The following is a 16,007-nucleotide window of genomic DNA, read 5'->3' on the forward strand; positions in this document are numbered from 1 at the left end:
GGTCCCAAGAGAGAATCTCTGCTCCGTAGGGCACGTTTCGACGAAATCGCGGTTCACATGACGGAGTGGCTGACGTCGCCGGGGTTGCAGCCGCCGAGACGGTAATGGGTCTGTCGACTGTTGAAAAACTGCCGGCTGAAACCCGATAGGGGGCAATCGCATTTCGGCGGCTTGGGCCGGGGCTTTTCAGTGACCCACTAAACCGGCAGCAGGGCTTGTTGCGGCGCCGCAGCGCACAAAAACCGTTCGGGTACCGGAACCAAACCGAATACCTGGACTCCTTACCAAGGAGGCTGGTTTTGGAGGTTGCCCGGCCAGGAAAGCTTATCCCAAGCGGACAGACTAAGGTCGCGTCGCCGGCTCATCGACAGTCCGCAGCGGACAAGAGCACAAGACAGATCGATGCCCCATAACTTCGCGCCGTTTGTGACCAAATTATCGTTTCGGATGGCGTTGCCGATATCAGATCAGCAGGCGCTTTTTCGAACGGCTTCTGCGCCGCGGCGCGCGCTGAAAGGCGAATGCTTGATCGAAGAGGGCGCAGAATTGTCGTCGCTACTCATTCTTTGTAGCGGTATGGCGCGAGCGGTACGCACCTTCTCGGACGGCAATCAGCAAATTGTCGCGGTGTTCGTGGAAGGAGATTCGCTGAATGCCGGCAAGATCGTGTTTCGTCAATCCCGCAGATCGGTCTATGCGCTCACCGATGCGATCTGTCTTTCAATTCCCCTGCGCCAGTTGAACGAGCTGATGAATAATCGTCCGGCGATCGCGCGCGCGCTGTGGTTCGAGACCGCCGCGCAGGCCGCGATTCAGCAGGAATGGATGGTCTGGCTTGGACAGCGCACAGCCCAAACCAGACTAGCGCATTTTCTGTGCGAAGTTTCGCACCGCTTGCAGCTCAGTGGACGCGGCGCCCGCGCAACCTTCGAGTTTCCGCTGACCCAGCGCGATCTTGCAGACACTCTCGGGTTGTCGTCGGTGCACATCAACCGGACGATGCAGACCTTGCGGAGCCAGGGTCTGATTGAGCTTACCCGCACCCACCTTACGATTTTGGACAGAGAGGGTCTTTACGCAATCGCGGAATTCGACCCGCAATATCTCGACGGAGTGAAACTTTTCGACGAAGGAGCAATCTGATGCCCCGTTTCTTTATCAACCACACCTCACTAGGCGAGATTTGCGTTGACGACATCGGGGTGGAGTTCTCCTCGCTCGAGGCCGCCTATCTCGATACCTGTGAGGCTGCCTTGACTATCGCTTTTGAAAAGCTGCGTGAGCGGCAGGATCCGACAAGCGATGCGTTCGAGATCATCGACGATAAGAAAAATGTACTGATGCAGGTACCGTTTTCCGAAGTCCTGCGACCGTCGGCAGTGAGACACATTTCTAGCATCAAGCGAGAAAACGCCTTGGCGCTCGAAAATTGCCGGCGCCAAGCCGCGCGGAGCGAAAGGCTGAAGGACGAAATTCGGGCGGAGTTCACACGGACCAGAAGAATATTCGATGCCATTCGTGCCAATCTTTCCGCTTTCCATGCTGCGTAATCGGCATTTGCTGCTTTGCCCGCTAACGACCTCGAAGGGCAGTTGTGCGGACTTTCGCGCTCTTTTTTGCGAACGAAGCCGCCCTTCGGTAGCCTCTCCGCCGCGGACCAACCGACAAGCAGACCGACCCAAGCCGCGCGCTGCCGCATGAGCGAAGGCAGGCGATTGAGAAGGCAGGCGATTGATACGGGACCTATGCCCGTCCCTCAGCAGCCCCCCGAGATCAGGGTAGATACTGGCGCGAATTAGCGATTACCGACGTCACATATGTTAAGGTCATGAAAATTTTGAGGGCTCTCCATCAGCTGAGGACGAGCCTATCTTCTAACGCGCGCCTCGCTCGCGGGCATTCGCGCCTCCCATCGCAACCCATCCGGCGCGAGGTCAACCTGGACTGTGGCGTCGAGAGAACGTGTGACCATCTGGTCGATGACAAAATGGCCAAAACCCTTATGAGTCGACGGTTTGACCGGAGGTCCACCTAACTCTTGCCATTCCAATCTAAAGAACTCCGGAGCGCCATTTCCGCCGCCGAAACTCCAATTAAGCGTGACCTTTCCATTCGGCGTTGACAGCGCGCCATATTTCGATGCGTTGGTCGCGAGTTCATGCAGGGCCAGCCCAATCGTCTGGATGGTCTCGGCGGCCATCGTAGCCGGCGGCCCTGCCATCTCGATCCGCCCGGCATCAATGCCAATGAAAGGAGCGAGCTGAGCTTCGATCAGTTTGTCCAGCGAGACGCCTTTCCATTGTTGATCGATGAGCAGCGCGTTGGATTGGGCCAACGACTGTACCCGCGCCCCAAACTGCTGCTCGAAGTCAGCCAATGAGTCGCTGGTTCGCACTGCTTGGCGGGCCATTGCCTGAATGACCGCGAAAAGATTGTTGGTGCGGTGCTGCAGTTCCTTCATCAGTAACTGCAGATGATCGTGGTGCTGCTTTTGCTCGCTGATGTTGTTAAAGGTTATCACGACACCGGAGATGACGTTGGCGACGGTGCGATAGGGCCGTATCCGCATCATGTAGGTCGCGCTCTCGTCCTTGAGGTCGAGCTGGCTCTCGACGACCCCCAGCGTGCGCTGAACCTTGCTAACGTCCTCGCGAAGTTGGTCGTAGGAAAGCAGGGACACGATATCGGTCATTGGTCGGCCGCGATCGCCGTCACGCAGGGAAAACACCTCCCTCGCCGCCGGCGTGAAATTCCTGATGCAGAGCTCGTCGTCGAGAAAGATGGTCGCGATTTGCGTGCTGTCGAGAAGATTCTGTAGGTCGTTGTTCGCTTGCATCAGCAGGTCGTTCTTGCCGTGCAGCTCGTTATTGATGGTTTGGAGTTCCTCATTGACAGACTGCATTTCCTCCTTGGCCGTTTCCAGTTCCTCATTAGAAGACTGCAGTTCCTCGTTCACCGACTGGAATTCCTCGGTGACCGACTTCATGTTTTCGATCTGGCTTTCCAATTCGTCGCTAGTCGCCTGATAGCTGATTTGCAGCGCATGAAATTCCTGTTGGAGCGCCTCAACATCCGGCTGGGAGGCCGGCCACGCATCGCTCTGTGGCGTTGGTTCGTCTCGGGGCCGGCTCGGGCGAAACCCTACTACGACAAGGCCGGGCGGCCTTCCGGATTCGACGATCGGTTCGATGAGGAGGTCGACCGGTTGGCCCCCTTCGACCTTCAAAATCTCTTCTTCAATCGCATGGCCGGATGAAAAGGCACGCTCTACGGCGTGGCGCACATGCGTCCGCATGCTCTTCGCCAAATTCGCAAACAAATCCAGGCTCGCATTACCTTCCGAAGGCTCGAGATAGCGGCCGGTCTCGCCACCCGAATACCGCACGATGCTGTGGTGGCGGTCGATGACGAAATAGGCTGGAGAATGCTTCGCCATGACGCGGCGCGCGCTCTTGTCGATCTGATCCTCGGTGCGGGTAGTAGCAGCGTGGATGGCTAAACCGCTGCCTGCTTGGGGCAGAAATTCCGGCAACGCTGCTCGCACGCTGTCGTGTCGTTGCAAAATACGATGCTTCTTGTCGGCGGCGCTAAACAGTCGCGATTCTCGGCTAATGCTTTCCGACGGCCCGATGAAGAGATAGCCGCCGGGCCGTAGCGCATAATGGAACGTCTGCATGACGCGGTGCTGAAAGTCGTTGTCCATGTAGATCAGCACGTTGCGGCAGGAGATCAGGTCAATTCTCGAGAATGGAGGATCCCGTACCAGATTATGCTCCGAGAAAACGCACATCTCGCGAATAGCATGGACCGGAATGTAATCTTCCCCATCCCTCACAAACCAGCGCTGGAGCCGCTCCGGTGATAAGCCATCCATCCGCCGGAATCGCGCCGTACGTGCTAACGTGATAGCCTGTGGATCGATATCGGTTGCAAAGATGGTGACTGCGGCCCCGGTCCGACGCGAGCCGAGAACTTCCTGCAGCAGGATGGCGATCGAATAGACCTCTTCGCCGGTGGCACAACCGGCAACCCAGACCCGGATCGGATCGTCGGCATCCCTCGCTGCGAGCAGCGACGGCAGCATATTCGCCTTGAGCGCCTCAAACGGCTCTTCGTCGCGGAAAAATTGCGTGACACCGATCAGCAACTCGCGAAACAGCGCGTCGCCCTCCGACGGCTCGCGTCGCAGATGCTCAGCATATGCGGGAACGGCTTCGATCTGCAGTACTTGCATTCGCCGCTGGATTCGCCGGATCAGGGTATTTTGCTTGTAACCGCTGAAGTCATGCTTGAGGCGCTTGCGCAGCAGCGCAGTAATCGCGGTCAGGCTTTCCCGGATATCCTCGCGGGCCCCATCAGCACCCTTCTGCTCCTCGACCTTGGCCAGATGGGCCTGGTGCTCAAGAAGCTTCGTCGGAAGGCTCTCGACCGAGGCCACGCGATCGACAAGTCCTGTTGCCGCGGCGCTACTCGGCATCCCCGTCATGGCGGTTTCGTCGAATTCCGCCTGGGCGAGGGTGAAACCGCCATATTCCTTGATCGCCTTGACTCCCAGCGACCCGTCGCTGCCGACACCCGACAAGATGATGCCGACCGCGCAATCCTCCTGACTTTCCGCCAGCGAAGCAAAAAACGTATCGATCGGGCGGCGGTATTCCCTAGGGGGTACTGGCGTCGAAACTCGCAGCACATCGCCTTCAAGGGTCAGGGTCGCATTCGGCGGAATTACATGAATCTGGTTCGGCACCAGGATCGCCTGATCCTGCGCCTCCACCACTTCCATAGCGGTGTGCGGCCGCAGCAATTCTACCAGCAGGCTGTCGTGGTCGGGATCGAGGTGCTGAACGAGGACAAAAGCCATGCCGGTGTCAGCAGGCATATGATCGAAAAAGCTCCTGAACGCGGCAAGTCCGCCGGCCGATGCCCCGATACCCACGACGAGGGACGGCGGTCGTCTTCGTGTGGCGCCTGCCTTATCGCCGACACTGTTCGATCGCTTCTTTTCCATGTCTTCCTCGGCCGGAGCTGGGGAACTCGCACGGTGCAGGCCGCGGGAGATTCTGGACTTTGCCCGCCATGACCGCCCAGATTCGCACACTAAGCCTTTGCGAAACGCCATAAAACAGAAAAGGGAGAGAGCGCGCGCGGAGTTTCCGCCAGAGCAGTCCGGGCAGGCACCGGGCACGAAGGCAGGGGCAGCCCAATGTCGGTTAACGCGAGATTTGCTAAAGAGGTTGAGGTGATCGGGATGTCGGCTGCAGCAGATCGACCGTCTTCTCGTCGCTAATGCGCTACGCCCCGGATCCTAGTGCTCGATCTTAGCGTCGACGCGATGATCTTCGAGTTTCAGCGCCAAAAGGCGTTGGCGAGGCGCTCAGAGATTTCGGTCTGACCCAACTGAGATTGCCAAGATGGGTGCTCCACCCCGCGGAATGGGGTGGGTCTTTTCCAGGACCATGCTCCGTTCGGCATGATCGCAAATCGGGGAACGGGTGCGCGCATCAGCGGCAGTTGAATCCTCTCAGGCCGTCCGCCGTCGCGGCGCCGGCCGGGGCTTCACCATCGTATCCGCGGGACTGAGCAACCGCCCATCCTCGGCGCGCATTTCGAGCTTCCGGATCGGGCGGCCTTTCTCGCGATCGACCAGAATGGTTGCGATCTCGTCAGGCGTGTCGTCGAACTCCTCGCTCCATTGCCGCAGCGCCACCAGGATCGGAAAGGTGCCGCGGCCTTTCGGCGTCAGCACATACTCTTGATAGGCGCTGCCGTCGGAGGCGGGGGCGGTTGAGAGAATGCCGTGGTCGACCAGCGCGCGCAGCCGGGCCGACAAGATGTTCTTGGCCATGCCGAGCTTGCTCTGAAACTCGCCGAAGCGGCGCAGGCCGAACAGCGCCTCGCGAATGATCAACAGCGACCACCAGTCGCCAATCGCTTCCAGCGACCGCGCGATCGGGCAGGAATCGCCCTCGAAGCTCGTTCGTTTCACCATCGCCCTGGTCCTGTCGCGTTCGCACGGTTTCGGTGCCGATCACGCGCTTGTGTGGTTGCATCATAAAACCATCTGCTCTAGATGGCAACATAGTTTTATGATGCAACCACTGGAGACGAGCGTGAGACTGAAGAACAAGACGGCATTGATTACGGGCGGCAATAGCGGCATTGGCCTGGCGACGGCAAAGCTGTTTGTGGCCGAGGGCGCGAAGGTGATCATCACCGGGCGCAACAAGGAGACGCTGGAGGTCGCGGCGAAGGAGCTTGGCCCGAACGGGTTCGCGGTCGCGGCCGACGCCACCGACATTGCCGCGACCGAAGCTGCGATCAAGAAGGGCGCCGAAAAATTCGGCAAGCTCGACATCGTGTTTGCCAATGCCGGCATTCCCGGCGGCACGCCGCTCGGTTCGGCGACGCTGGAGGTTTTCGAGAAGGTCATCAGCACCAACCTCACCGGCGTGTTCTTCACGGTCCAGTCGGCGCTGCCTTATCTCAACGACAATGCCTCGATCATCCTCAACGGCTCGGTGATCTCCGTGCTCGGCATTCCCGGCTATTCGGCCTATGGCGCCGCCAAGGCCGGCGTGCGCGCGATGGCGCGGATCATGGCGTCGGAACTGTCGCCGCGCGGAATTCGCGTCAACGTCGTCGCGCCCGGTGCGATCCGCACGCCGATCTGGGGCGCCGCGGTCGCAACGCCCGAAGCGGAGAAGGAGTTCGAGAAGCGCATCGCGCTGTCGACCCCGTTGGGGCGCATTGGTGAACCAGATCACATCTCGAAGACGGTGCTGTTCCTCGCCTCGGATGATTCAGCGCACATTCAGGGCCAGGAGATCTTCGTCGACGGCGGCGCGGTGGCGTCTCCGAGCGGCGCACCGATCTATCGCGGCTGATCAACGTTTGCGAAAATTGAATCGGTCGGCGCGACGCCATCGGTTGCGCCGGCCGGTTCCTGCACCTCGGTGGCTGTATTGCTCTGAACCTTGCGTGAGGCGTTGAACCTTCGCTTGCGCTGCCGAGACCCTTTTGCGGGAAGGGGTCACAAGACTCATTTTCAGGGAGCCCGCGATGTCAAAGGCAGCTCGTATTTCTTCGTCGATTTCAGAACCGCGTATTTACACCGAACATTCCGTCATTCCCGCCAAGCACTCCGACACGTCCGAGTTCATCGGGGTGGCACTTTTCTCAGGCATCGGGCTTTTCATTTCGCTCGTCGCCGTCATTCTTGGCGTTCAGGGCGCCTGGTTTTAGCGCTGTTGAACTCTCAGCCGCCGCCGGAGTCCGGCAGCGGCTGGTGTCGGCGTAGGTTTTACGCCGCCTGCAGGCTGGTGGCAGCCTGAAGCGCTCCGGCCAGCGCTTTCTCACGATGCTCAGGGCCAACCTGGATGCCGTCGGCGATGATGAATTCGGGGCTCGTGATGCCCATGAACGCGAACACGCCGCGCAAATAGGTTTCGAGGTGCTCAAGCGAGGCGGCCGGTGTGCCCGGGCCGTAATAGCCGCCACGCGAGATCGCCACGATCACGCGCTTGTTGCCGGCAAGGCCCTGGGGGCCGTTCGCGTCGTATTTGAACGTTTTCCCCACCACGAGGACGCGGTCGATCCAGGCCTTGAGCTGGCTCGGGATCGTAAAATTGTACATGGGCGCGCCGATCACGACGATATCGGCATCGAGGAACTCGTTCAGCACCGCCGCGCTCGCGGCAAGGTCGGGTCCGAGTTCCGCCGGAGCCGGGGCGCCTTGCGCGGCCGCGAGGTGTGAGCCGGAGAGGTGGGCGAGCGGGATTTGCGTCAAATCGCGATAGACGAGGTCGAGCGACGGCGTCGCCTGCCGGAGACGGTCGACGATGGCGGCGGAAACCTGCCTGGAGACGGAGTGGGGGCCGAGCACGCTGGAGTCGATATGGAGGAGTTTCATGGGGGTTCACCTATGGTATAGATTTGTAACCCGCACTACATGAGTGACTGTCAAATCCCCCGCAAGAACGCACTTTTTTGAGCCATGGGCACATCATTGAAACCTGCACACACCGATTTGCCTGCACCGCGGCTGCCGGATCCCGACCATGCCGACTGCCGCGGCGTGGCCTCGGTCCTGTCGCGCGTCGGCGACAAATGGAGCGTGTTCGTCATCATGAACCTGAGCGACGGGCCCAAGCGCTTCAATGAGCTGAAGCGCATGATCAGCGGCATCTCGCAGCGGATGCTGACCTTGACGCTGCGCGGATTGGAGCGCGACGGCCTCGTCACGCGCACGATCTTTCCGACCATTCCGCCGCGTGTCGATTACGAGCTGACGGACCTCGGCCGAGGGCTGCAGCAGCCGGTGAAGGCACTCGGGCAGTGGGCGATGGACCATCTGACGAAGATCGAAGCTGCACGGACGCTATTCGATCGGCGCAGCGACAGCTAAAGCAGCGACACCAATCCACCGCCGTGCCGTTCGAGGCGGCCGGCAAGCTCCAGCTCCAGCAGCACCGTGCGGACGATCGCGGGCGAGGCGCCGGACATCCGCACGAGGTCGTCGATCGAGATGGGCGCTGGCCCGAGCAGGCCGGTGATCTGGTCGCGGTCGTGTGATTGCGGATCGCTCTCGAACGGTTCGCTGTCGGGCTCGTTCGCCGGATGCATCAGCGGCCGCTCCATGATCGGTGCGACAGCGTTGATGATGTCGGACGCTTCGGTGACGAGCGTTGCGCCCTGCTTGATCAGATCGTTGGTGCCGGCGGCGCGCGGGTCGAGCGGCGAGCCGGGCACCGCGAACACCTCGCGGCCCTGTTCGGCCGCCATGCGCGCGGTGATCAGCGAGCCCGAGCGGTGCGCGGCCTCCACCACGACCACGCCGAGCGCGGCGCCCGAGATCAGCCGGTTGCGGCGGGGGAAGTCGCGGGCGCGCGGCTCGTGGCCGAGCGGCATCTCGGAGATCGCAGCGCCCGAATGATCGAGGATCGCGGCGAGCAGGTCGCCATGCTCGGGCGGATAGATGCAGTCATGCCCGCCAGCGAGCACCGCGATCGTGCCGCTTTCGACACTTGCGCGGTGCGCGGCCTGGTCGACGCCGCGGGCGAGCCCCGAGATGACGATGAAGCCGGCTTCGCCGAGCTCGCGCGCGAGCTGGCCGGCGAATTTGAGTCCGGCGCCGGAGGCGTTGCGCGAACCGACGATCGCGATCATCGGACGCATCAGGGTCGTGGTGTCGCCGCGCACGGCGAGCAGCGGCGGCGCGTCGTCGAGCGTGGCGAGCCGCGCCGGATAACCGTCCTCACCGGGCGCGAGCCAGGCGATGCCGAACTTGCGGCTTGCGTCGAGCTCGGCCTTCGCCTCATCCGCGCTACAGATACGCCCCGATCGCGACGCGCCGCCCCGGCGAGCCAGATCGGGCAGGCGCTCCAGCGCGGCGCGCGCCGTGCCGAAATGATCGACCAGCGAACGGAAGGTGCGCGGCCCGACATTGTCGGAGCGGATCAGCCGCAGGCGGTCGATCCGTTCGGCCTCGGTCAGCTCAACGCTCGGATTGATGGCGTCCACGGCGTCTCCTTGTGGGAGCAGCATGGAACAACCTGAGGGCGTGGGCAACAGTTGCGTGCGCTTGATCGGGCTTCAAAGGCGCGGCCGGAAGACCCGACGTGGTCGACGGGTCTTCCGCAAGGTCGTCCATTCAACGCGCGTGCGCCGCCTGAGCGACAGCGACGCCGCTCCGCGAGACGCGAGCGTCAAGGCTGAGCGCACCGGCTCCGAAGGCAAAGATCTGAAGCAGACCGCCTGCCATCATCACATTCTTGAGGAAATGGATCATCTGATTCTGGTCGGCAAAGTTGTTGTGGAACGAGACGGCCGCGGCCAGCGAGAATATGGCGAGCGCCAGCGCGACCGAGCGGGCTTGATAGCCCGCGATCAGCAGGAGACCGCCACCGAGCTCGACGAGAACTGCGATCGCATATGCCAACGGGGGCACCGGCAATCCCGCAGAGGCGATGTAAGCGGTCGTCGCACCATAGGCGGTGAGCTTGCCGAAGCCACTCATTGCAAACGGGAGGCCGATCAGCAGCCGGCCAACGAGGGAAGCATAACGGGTCGTATCCATGGTCATCGCTCCTGAGCTTGGTTGAGGTCCGACGGCGGTGACGCACCAAGCGTTCGTGGTCCGTAAGAGTGCGCGCCGCAGGGCCCTGCGTTGTGACCTCAAACTGGCCCGATCTGCGATAAAAATAGAAATAATTGAAAGATACTGTTTCCATTCTTGATCTCATCGGCGCGGCGCCCACGAAGGCGAATGCTCTGGTCGAGCCGCTGGTCCCGATCGACTTCACGCATGGATCGACCGCGTCCAGGTGCGCTTGCGCGACCTCGCCCCGATGCTAAAAGCGATGGCAATAAGAAGGATATTGCCATGATCTCACTTGCCGACCTCCAGCGCCGCATCGAAGCGGGCGAGCTTTCGCCCGATGACGCCATCGCCCAGTCGCACGCGGCGATCGAGGCCAAGGAGAAGGACGTCCACGCCTTCGTCCGTCACGACAAATCCGCGAAGGCGCAAGGCACCGGTCCGCTGCGCGGCATCGCCGTCGGCATCAAGGACATCATCGACACCGCCAACATGCCGACCGAGATGGGCTCGGAGATCTATCGTGGCTGGCAGCCGCGCTCGGACGCGCCGGTCGTGATGATGCTGAAGCGGGCAGGCGCCACCATCATCGGCAAGACCACGACCACGGCGTTCGCCTCGCGCGATCCGACCCCGACGCTCAATCCGCACAATCTCGGCCATACGCCGGGCGGCTCGTCCTCGGGCTCGGCCGCGGCCGTCGGTGCCGGCATGATCCCGCTGGCGCTCGGCACCCAGACCGGCGGCTCGGTGATCCGGCCCGCCGCCTATTGCGGGGCTGCCGCGATCAAGCCGTCGTTCCGGATGCTGCCGACGGTCGGCGTGAAATGCTATTCCTGGGCGCTCGACACGGTCGGCCTGTTCGGCGCGCGCGCGGAAGATCTCGCGCGCGGACTGCTCGCGATGACCGGCCGCACCGAATTCTCCGGCATCGTCGCGGCGAAGGCGCCGCGCATCGCCGTGGTCCGGCAGGAATTTGCCGGCGCCGTGGAGCCGGCCGCCGAAGAGGGGCTGCAAGCCGCGATCAAGGCGGCCGAGCGCGCCGGCGCCAGCGTGCAGATCATCAACCTGCCCGAAGCGGTGCAGGAGGCCTGGCGCATCCATCCGATCATCCAGGACTTCGAGGCGCATCGCGCGCTCGCCTGGGAGTTTTCGGAGCGTCACGACGAGATCGCGCCGATGCTGCGTGCCAGCCTCGATGCGACTGTCGGCCTGACGCCCAAGGATTATGACGAGGCGCGCCGGATCAGCCGTCGCGGCCGCCGCGAGATCGGCGAGCTGTTCGAAGGTTTCGACGTGCTCCTGACCTATTCGGCGCCGGGCACGCCGCCGGCCAAGGAACTCGCCTCCACCGGCGACCCCCGCTACAACCGGCTCTGGACGCTGATGGGCAATCCTTGCGTCAACGTGCCGGTGCTGAAGGTCGGCGGCCTGCCGATCGGCGTGCAGGTGATCGCGCGCTTCGGCAACGATCCGGGCGCACTTGCGGCGGCATGGTTCCTGGAGGATGCGCTGGCGAAATCAGGCTAGCGCAGGCTCAGTGGCGGGCAGCGCGCGTTCGGCCTCGGTGCCAACAGCGCCTTGTCCGAGCCAACGCTCGGCGGCCTCGCGACCACTCCGGTGCAGCGTGCGAATGAAGCCGCGGCCGAGATCGGTGGATGAGCGCTGCGCCAGGCCCTCGACGGAGTCTTCGGCCGCGATCCTGGAGAGCCGCAGCGAAGGTGCGGCCGTGGCTCGCGCCCATTCCAGGGCCGCGATCTCGGCGTTGAGGGCGGCGTTGGCTGCAATCTGGTCGAGCCTGCGGTCGATCGCGGCGAGCGTGATCGGCACGTAGCTGTCGCGCGTGGGCGTGACCTGGACGAGCAGCAGATCGGACGCTGTCGACTCCTGCACCAGGCGCACCAGCGGCGGATTGCCGCCAAAGCCGCCATCCCAATAGGCCTCGCCGTCGATCTCGACGGCGCAGTGAACCAAGGGCGGGCAGGTCGAGGCCAGCGCGACGTCGGCGGTAATGCAATCGTTGCGGAAGATCTGCTGCTGCCCATCGCGGATTCGCGTCGCGGCGATCAGCAGTTTTGGGCAGGCCGCGTCGCGCAAGGCGGCAAAATCGATGTCGCGCGACAGCGCCTGCCGCAGCGGATCGAGATCGAACGGATCGAACTGGCCGGAGCGCAGCGTCGGACCGAACGCGACCGAGCTTCCCGCCGGCGAGAATCCGCCGACCAGCATCAAGGAGCGGAACGAGGCCTCGTGCATCAGGCGGGCCCAGAACCGGTTCAACCGCGAACGGGCGCCTTCGCGTCCGCCTTCGGCAAGGCCGGAGGCGAGCAGCAGCGCGTTGATGGCGCCGGCGCTGGCGCCGCTGATGGTGTCGAATTCGATCGACGGCTCTTCCAGCAGCCGCTCCAGCACACCCCAGGTGAAGGCCGCAAAGGTGCCGCCGCCCTGAAGGGCCAGCGACAGTTTTTGCGGAGGCCATTGGCCGGAGTGCGGCTGCGCGGGCGCGACCGGCGCGGCAATGGTCACGATCTCGACGCGGGCTGCGGCTTGCGCGACGGGCGCAGGCTGGGTCACCGGCGGGGGAATGGGAGCAGGCTCGGGCGTCGGCAGCGGCGAGGGCGCGTCGGACCAGACATTGGTCATCGAGAGCAGCCGGCTTGCCGCGGTGCTGGAAGCACCGTGCGAACCAGGCCCGTCATGCGCGCCGACAATCTTCCCGCTCATTCTGAGCAACCGCGTAACGCCACTTCTGTGTCAGGATGACAGGCATGGAACCTGTTCGCCACTCTCGCTGAGAGTGAGCTGAGAGTTGCGAACAGGATTTGGCATATAATGCGGAAGGGTTGCGGCGGTATCCGGACTTTTTCCGGCTTTAGGCCTTTTCGCCGATCCGGCTTTCCTTGCCCGATTGCAGGCGCTTGATGTTCTCGCGATGCGCGTAGAACAAGAGCAGCGTCAGCGCGGCGAACAGCGATGCGAGCGCGAGGTGCCCGAACCACCACAGGAAAATCGGGGTGATGAACGCTGCCACCAGCGCGGACAGCGAGGAGTAGCGGGTGGTGAAGGCGGTGGCGAGCCAAAGCAGGCAGAACACGACTGCGCCGGGCCAGAACAGGCCGAGCAGGATGCCGATATAGACGGCGACGCCCTTGCCGCCTCTAAACTTCAGCCAGACCGGGAAGAGATGGCCGAGGAAGGCGCCGAGCCCGGCGACCATGGCGGCATTGGGCCCCGCGATGTAGCCGGCGATCACCACCGCGACCGTCCCCTTGAGCGCGTCGAGCAGCAGCGTGCCCGCGGCAAGGCTCTTGCGTCCCGTGCGCAGCACGTTGGTGGCGCCGATGCTGCCGGAGCCGATCGAGCGAATATCCTGCGTGCCGGCGAGCCTGGTCAGGACCAGCCCGAACGGAATCGAGCCGAGCAGGTAGCCGATGACGAAGGCCACAGGCAGGAAGGCTTCAAGCCCCATGGCCGCAGCTCCATGCTGAACCGAGACGCCACGCATGAATTTGCCCGTCAGACATGCTCGTACACCGTCCGTCCGCCGACAATGGTGCGCACCACGCGGCCTGTAAAGCGGGCCTCGTCGAACGGGGTGTTCTTGCAGGGCGATTTGAGGTCGGCGGGATCGACGATCCAGGGCACATCGGGATCGATCACGATGACATCGGCCGGGCTGCCCGTGCGCAGGGTTCCACCCGGCAGACCCAAAATCTCGGCCGGCCGCGTCGACATGGCCCGGATCAGCGTCTTCAGGTCGAGTTCCTCGTTGTGCACGAGGCGAAGGCCCGCCGGCAGCATGGTCTCGAGCCCGATGGCGCCGGGGGCTGCTTCGGCGAACGGCAGGCGCTTGACCTCGACGTCCTGCGGATTGTGGTCGGACATGATGACGTCGACGAGGCCGGAGGCCACCGCCGCGACCAGCGCGCGGCGGTCGTCCTCGGTGCGCAGCGGCGGCGACAGCTTCAGGAACGACCGGTAGGGCCCGATGTCGTTCTCGTTGAGCGCAAGATGGTTGATCGAGACGGAGGCGCTGACGGCGAGCCCGGCGTCGCGGGCGCGCTTCAGCACGTCGAGCGAGTCGATGCAGGACAGCGAGGCCGCGTGATAGCGGCCGCCGGTCAGCGCGACGAGGCGCATGTCGCGTTCCAGCATCACGGCTTCCGCCGCGTTCGGGATGCCCATCAGGCCGAGCCGCGAGGCGAACTCGCCCTCGTTCATCACGCCTTCGCCGACGAGATCGGGATCCTCGGTGTAATGCACGATCAGCGCGTCGAAATCGCGCGCATAGGTCAGGGCCCGGCGCATCACCTGGGCGTTGGTGACGCTTCTGTCGCCGTCGCTGAAGGCGATGGCGCCTGCGGCCTTCAACAGGCCGAACTCGGTCATCTCCTCGCCGCGCATGCCCTTGGTGAGCGCGGCCATCGGCTGGATGTTGACGATCGCGGTGTCGCGGGCGCGGCGCATCACGAAGTCGACGGTCGCCGAGTTATCGATCACCGGAGACGTGTCGGGCTGGCAGATGATGGTGGTGATGCCGCCGGTCGCAGCCGCCTGGCTCGCGGAGGCAAAGGTCTCGCGGTGGCTGAAGCCGGGCTCGCCGACGAAGGCGCGCATGTCGACCAGGCCGGGGGCCACGATCTTGCCGGCGCAGTTGACGACGTCGGTGCCCTCGGGGACGCCGGCCGCTCCGATGCCGCGACGGGTCTCGCGGATGATGCCGTCGGCAATCAGGACATCGCCGGGGCCGTCGAAATCCCTGGAGGGATCGACGACGCGGGCGTTGGCAAGCAGGATGGGGCGGCGGTCAGTCAGCATGAGCATCACGCGTTCGGCAAGTTGCGGGCGAGCGCTTCGAGCACGGCCATCCGTACCGCCACGCCCATCTCGACCTGTTCGCGGATCAGCGATTGCGCGCCGTCGGCGACCGCGGTGTCGATCTCGACGCCGCGGTTCATCGGGCCGGGATGCATGACGAGAGCGTCTGGCTTGGCGTAAGCGAGCTTTTTCTGGTCCAGCCCGAAATAGTTGAAATATTCGGAGGTCGACGGCACGAAGGAGCCGTTCATGCGCTCGCGCTGGAGCCGCAGCATCATGACGATATCGGCGCCGTTGAGCCCTTCGCGCATGTCGCGCGCAACCTCGACCCCCATGCGCTCGATGCCTGGGGGCAGCAGCGTGGAAGGGCCGACGACGCGGACGCGGGCGCCCATGGTGTTGAGCAGGATGATGTTGGAACGGGCCACACGCGAATGCAGCACGTCGCCGCAGATCGCGACCACGAGGCCCTCGATCCGGCCCTTGTTGCGGCGGATGGTCAGCGCGTCGAGCAGCGCCTGCGTCGGATGCTCGTGCGCGCCATCGCCGGCATTGATCACGGAACCGTCGACCTTGCGCGCCAGCAGTTCCACCGCGCCGGAGGCGTGATGGCGCACCACCAGGATATCCGGATGCATGGCGTTGAGCGTCATCGCGGTGTCGACCAGCGTCTCGCCCTTCTTGATGGACGAGGAGGAGACCGACATGTTCATGACGTCGGCGCCCAGCCGTTTGCCGGCGAGCTCGAACGAGGACTGGGTTCGGGTGGAGGCCTCGAAGAAGAGGTTCACCTGCGTCCGTCCACGCAGGACGGTGCGCTTCTTGTCAACCTGGCGGTTGAGCTCGACATATTCTTCGGACAGGTCGAGGAGGCCGGTGATGTCGGCCGCGGAAAGGCCCTCGATGCCCAGCAAATGCCGGTGGCCGAGGACGAAGGTCGATTTCGATGTCATTAAAACGAGAGCTATAGGCGGGGATGGCAGGGGGAGCAAGGGCCAATGCCGGGGCGGGGAGTTATCCCCTGATCTGTCGGTGCGGGCTCACCCTCTCCGTCATGCCCGGGCTTGTCCCGGGCATCCACGTGCTTCATTCG

At 63.4% G+C, this 16,007-nt stretch carries 15 protein-coding genes; 6 read left to right on the forward strand and 9 right to left on the reverse strand.

The genetic code is table 11. From position 1 onward, the window contains the following. Window positions 1–402: 402 nt before the first annotated feature. Together AC5ZFO_RS10310 and AC5ZFO_RS10315 are read left to right on the forward strand one after the other, a co-directional pair. Complete coding sequence (locus AC5ZFO_RS10310; RefSeq protein ID WP_496122023.1) at window positions 403–1,143, forward strand: Crp/Fnr family transcriptional regulator; 741 nt, start codon at window positions 403–405, stop codon at window positions 1,141–1,143. Further along, complete coding sequence (locus AC5ZFO_RS10315; RefSeq protein WP_282520921.1) at window positions 1,143–1,550, forward strand: DUF6894 family protein; 408 nt, start codon at window positions 1,143–1,145, stop codon at window positions 1,548–1,550. Before AC5ZFO_RS10310 ends, AC5ZFO_RS10315 begins: the two co-directional genes overlap by 1 nt. Window positions 1,551–1,867: 317 nt before the next feature. Here AC5ZFO_RS10315 and AC5ZFO_RS10320 read toward each other — a convergent pair whose 3' ends face one another. Then, window positions 1,868–5,008 carry a chemotaxis protein CheB gene (locus AC5ZFO_RS10320; protein WP_496122024.1) on the reverse strand — a complete coding sequence of 1,047 codons (3,141 nt, stop codon included), beginning with the start codon at window positions 5,006–5,008 and terminating at the stop codon, window positions 1,868–1,870. Between the two features lie 513 nt (window positions 5,009–5,521). Beyond that, complete coding sequence (locus AC5ZFO_RS10325; RefSeq protein WP_282520919.1) at window positions 5,522–5,989, reverse strand: winged helix-turn-helix transcriptional regulator; 468 nt, start codon at window positions 5,987–5,989, stop codon at window positions 5,522–5,524. A 121-nt stretch (window positions 5,990–6,110) separates the two neighbouring features. Here AC5ZFO_RS10325 and AC5ZFO_RS10330 point away from each other — a divergent pair, with 121 nt between their 5' ends. Further along, window positions 6,111–6,884, forward strand: coding sequence for an SDR family oxidoreductase (locus AC5ZFO_RS10330; protein WP_282520918.1), 774 nt, complete (start codon window positions 6,111–6,113; stop codon window positions 6,882–6,884). Window positions 6,885–7,059: 175 nt separating this feature from the next. Continuing rightward, on the forward strand, window positions 7,060–7,242 hold the full coding sequence (locus AC5ZFO_RS10335; protein ID WP_282520917.1) for a hypothetical protein: 183 nt from the start codon (window positions 7,060–7,062) through the stop codon (window positions 7,240–7,242). 58 nt (window positions 7,243–7,300) lie between these two features. Here AC5ZFO_RS10335 and AC5ZFO_RS10340 read toward each other — a convergent pair whose 3' ends face one another. Beyond that, complete coding sequence (locus AC5ZFO_RS10340; RefSeq protein WP_282520916.1) at window positions 7,301–7,909, reverse strand: FMN-dependent NADH-azoreductase; 609 nt, start codon at window positions 7,907–7,909, stop codon at window positions 7,301–7,303. 84 nt (window positions 7,910–7,993) lie between these two features. Here AC5ZFO_RS10340 and AC5ZFO_RS10345 point away from each other — a divergent pair, with 84 nt between their 5' ends. Continuing rightward, complete coding sequence (locus AC5ZFO_RS10345) at window positions 7,994–8,404, forward strand: winged helix-turn-helix transcriptional regulator (RefSeq protein WP_282520915.1); 411 nt, start codon at window positions 7,994–7,996, stop codon at window positions 8,402–8,404. Here the strand turns inward: AC5ZFO_RS10345 and dprA are convergent. Both dprA and AC5ZFO_RS10355 read right to left on the reverse strand, forming a co-directional pair. Further along, entirely contained in the window at window positions 8,401–9,543 is a 1,143-nt protein-coding gene (dprA, locus tag AC5ZFO_RS10350; protein WP_282520914.1) for a DNA-processing protein DprA, read from the reverse strand. The genes AC5ZFO_RS10345 and dprA overlap by 4 nt on opposite strands. A 106-nt stretch (window positions 9,544–9,649) precedes the next feature. Continuing rightward, window positions 9,650–10,075, reverse strand: coding sequence for a DoxX family protein (locus AC5ZFO_RS10355; protein WP_404979773.1), 426 nt, complete (start codon window positions 10,073–10,075; stop codon window positions 9,650–9,652). A 306-nt stretch (window positions 10,076–10,381) separates the two neighbouring features. On the opposite strand from AC5ZFO_RS10355, the gene AC5ZFO_RS10360 reads away from it, so the two are divergent. Beyond that, complete coding sequence (locus AC5ZFO_RS10360) at window positions 10,382–11,626, forward strand: amidase (RefSeq protein ID WP_282520912.1); 1,245 nt, start codon at window positions 10,382–10,384, stop codon at window positions 11,624–11,626. Here the strand turns inward: AC5ZFO_RS10360 and AC5ZFO_RS10365 are convergent. From AC5ZFO_RS10365 to AC5ZFO_RS10380, 4 genes are all read right to left on the reverse strand, one after another. Next, window positions 11,618–12,820 (reverse strand): patatin-like phospholipase family protein, encoded by a 1,203-nt coding sequence (locus AC5ZFO_RS10365; protein ID WP_282520911.1) that lies wholly within the window; start codon window positions 12,818–12,820, stop codon window positions 11,618–11,620. The two genes, AC5ZFO_RS10360 and AC5ZFO_RS10365, sit on opposite strands and share 9 nt — an antisense overlap. Before the next feature lie 148 nt (window positions 12,821–12,968). Next, a complete protein-coding gene (gene plsY, locus AC5ZFO_RS10370; RefSeq protein WP_028150656.1) occupies window positions 12,969–13,565 on the reverse strand; it encodes a glycerol-3-phosphate 1-O-acyltransferase PlsY in 597 nt (198 codons plus the stop codon). A gap of 47 nt (window positions 13,566–13,612) precedes the next feature. Beyond that, on the reverse strand, window positions 13,613–14,914 hold the full coding sequence (locus AC5ZFO_RS10375) for a dihydroorotase (protein WP_282521219.1): 1,302 nt from the start codon (window positions 14,912–14,914) through the stop codon (window positions 13,613–13,615). 5 nt (window positions 14,915–14,919) lie between these two features. Continuing rightward, complete coding sequence (locus AC5ZFO_RS10380; RefSeq protein WP_014494716.1) at window positions 14,920–15,867, reverse strand: aspartate carbamoyltransferase catalytic subunit; 948 nt, start codon at window positions 15,865–15,867, stop codon at window positions 14,920–14,922. Window positions 15,868–16,007: the final 140 nt, after the last annotated feature.

The organism is Bradyrhizobium sp. Unk1 (assembly GCF_059512345.1).

Bases quoted from the DNA above. Each gene is read 5' to 3' on its own strand.
- AC5ZFO_RS10375 (WP_282521219.1), bottom strand. From the start codon at position 14,914: ATGCTGACTGACCGCCGCCCCATCCTGCTTGCCAACGCCCGCGTCGTC.
- AC5ZFO_RS10320 (WP_496122024.1), bottom strand. From the start codon at position 5,008: ATGGAAAAGAAGCGATCGAACAGTGTCGGCGATAAGGCAGGCGCCACA.
- AC5ZFO_RS10315 (WP_282520921.1), top strand. From the start codon at position 1,143: ATGCCCCGTTTCTTTATCAACCACACCTCACTAGGCGAGATTTGCGTT.
- AC5ZFO_RS10360 (WP_282520912.1), top strand. From the start codon at position 10,382: ATGATCTCACTTGCCGACCTCCAGCGCCGCATCGAAGCGGGCGAGCTT.
- AC5ZFO_RS10365 (WP_282520911.1), bottom strand. From the start codon at position 12,820: ATGAGCGGGAAGATTGTCGGCGCGCATGACGGGCCTGGTTCGCACGGT.
- AC5ZFO_RS10335 (WP_282520917.1), top strand. From the start codon at position 7,060: ATGTCAAAGGCAGCTCGTATTTCTTCGTCGATTTCAGAACCGCGTATT.
- AC5ZFO_RS10340 (WP_282520916.1), bottom strand. From the start codon at position 7,909: ATGAAACTCCTCCATATCGACTCCAGCGTGCTCGGCCCCCACTCCGTC.
- AC5ZFO_RS10355 (WP_404979773.1), bottom strand. From the start codon at position 10,075: ATGGATACGACCCGTTATGCTTCCCTCGTTGGCCGGCTGCTGATCGGC.
- AC5ZFO_RS10345 (WP_282520915.1), top strand. From the start codon at position 7,994: ATGGGCACATCATTGAAACCTGCACACACCGATTTGCCTGCACCGCGG.
- AC5ZFO_RS10310 (WP_496122023.1), top strand. From the start codon at position 403: ATGCCCCATAACTTCGCGCCGTTTGTGACCAAATTATCGTTTCGGATG.
- AC5ZFO_RS10325 (WP_282520919.1), bottom strand. From the start codon at position 5,989: ATGGTGAAACGAACGAGCTTCGAGGGCGATTCCTGCCCGATCGCGCGG.
- plsY (WP_028150656.1), bottom strand. From the start codon at position 13,565: ATGGGGCTTGAAGCCTTCCTGCCTGTGGCCTTCGTCATCGGCTACCTG.
- AC5ZFO_RS10380 (WP_014494716.1), bottom strand. From the start codon at position 15,867: ATGACATCGAAATCGACCTTCGTCCTCGGCCACCGGCATTTGCTGGGC.
- dprA (WP_282520914.1), bottom strand. From the start codon at position 9,543: ATGCTGCTCCCACAAGGAGACGCCGTGGACGCCATCAATCCGAGCGTT.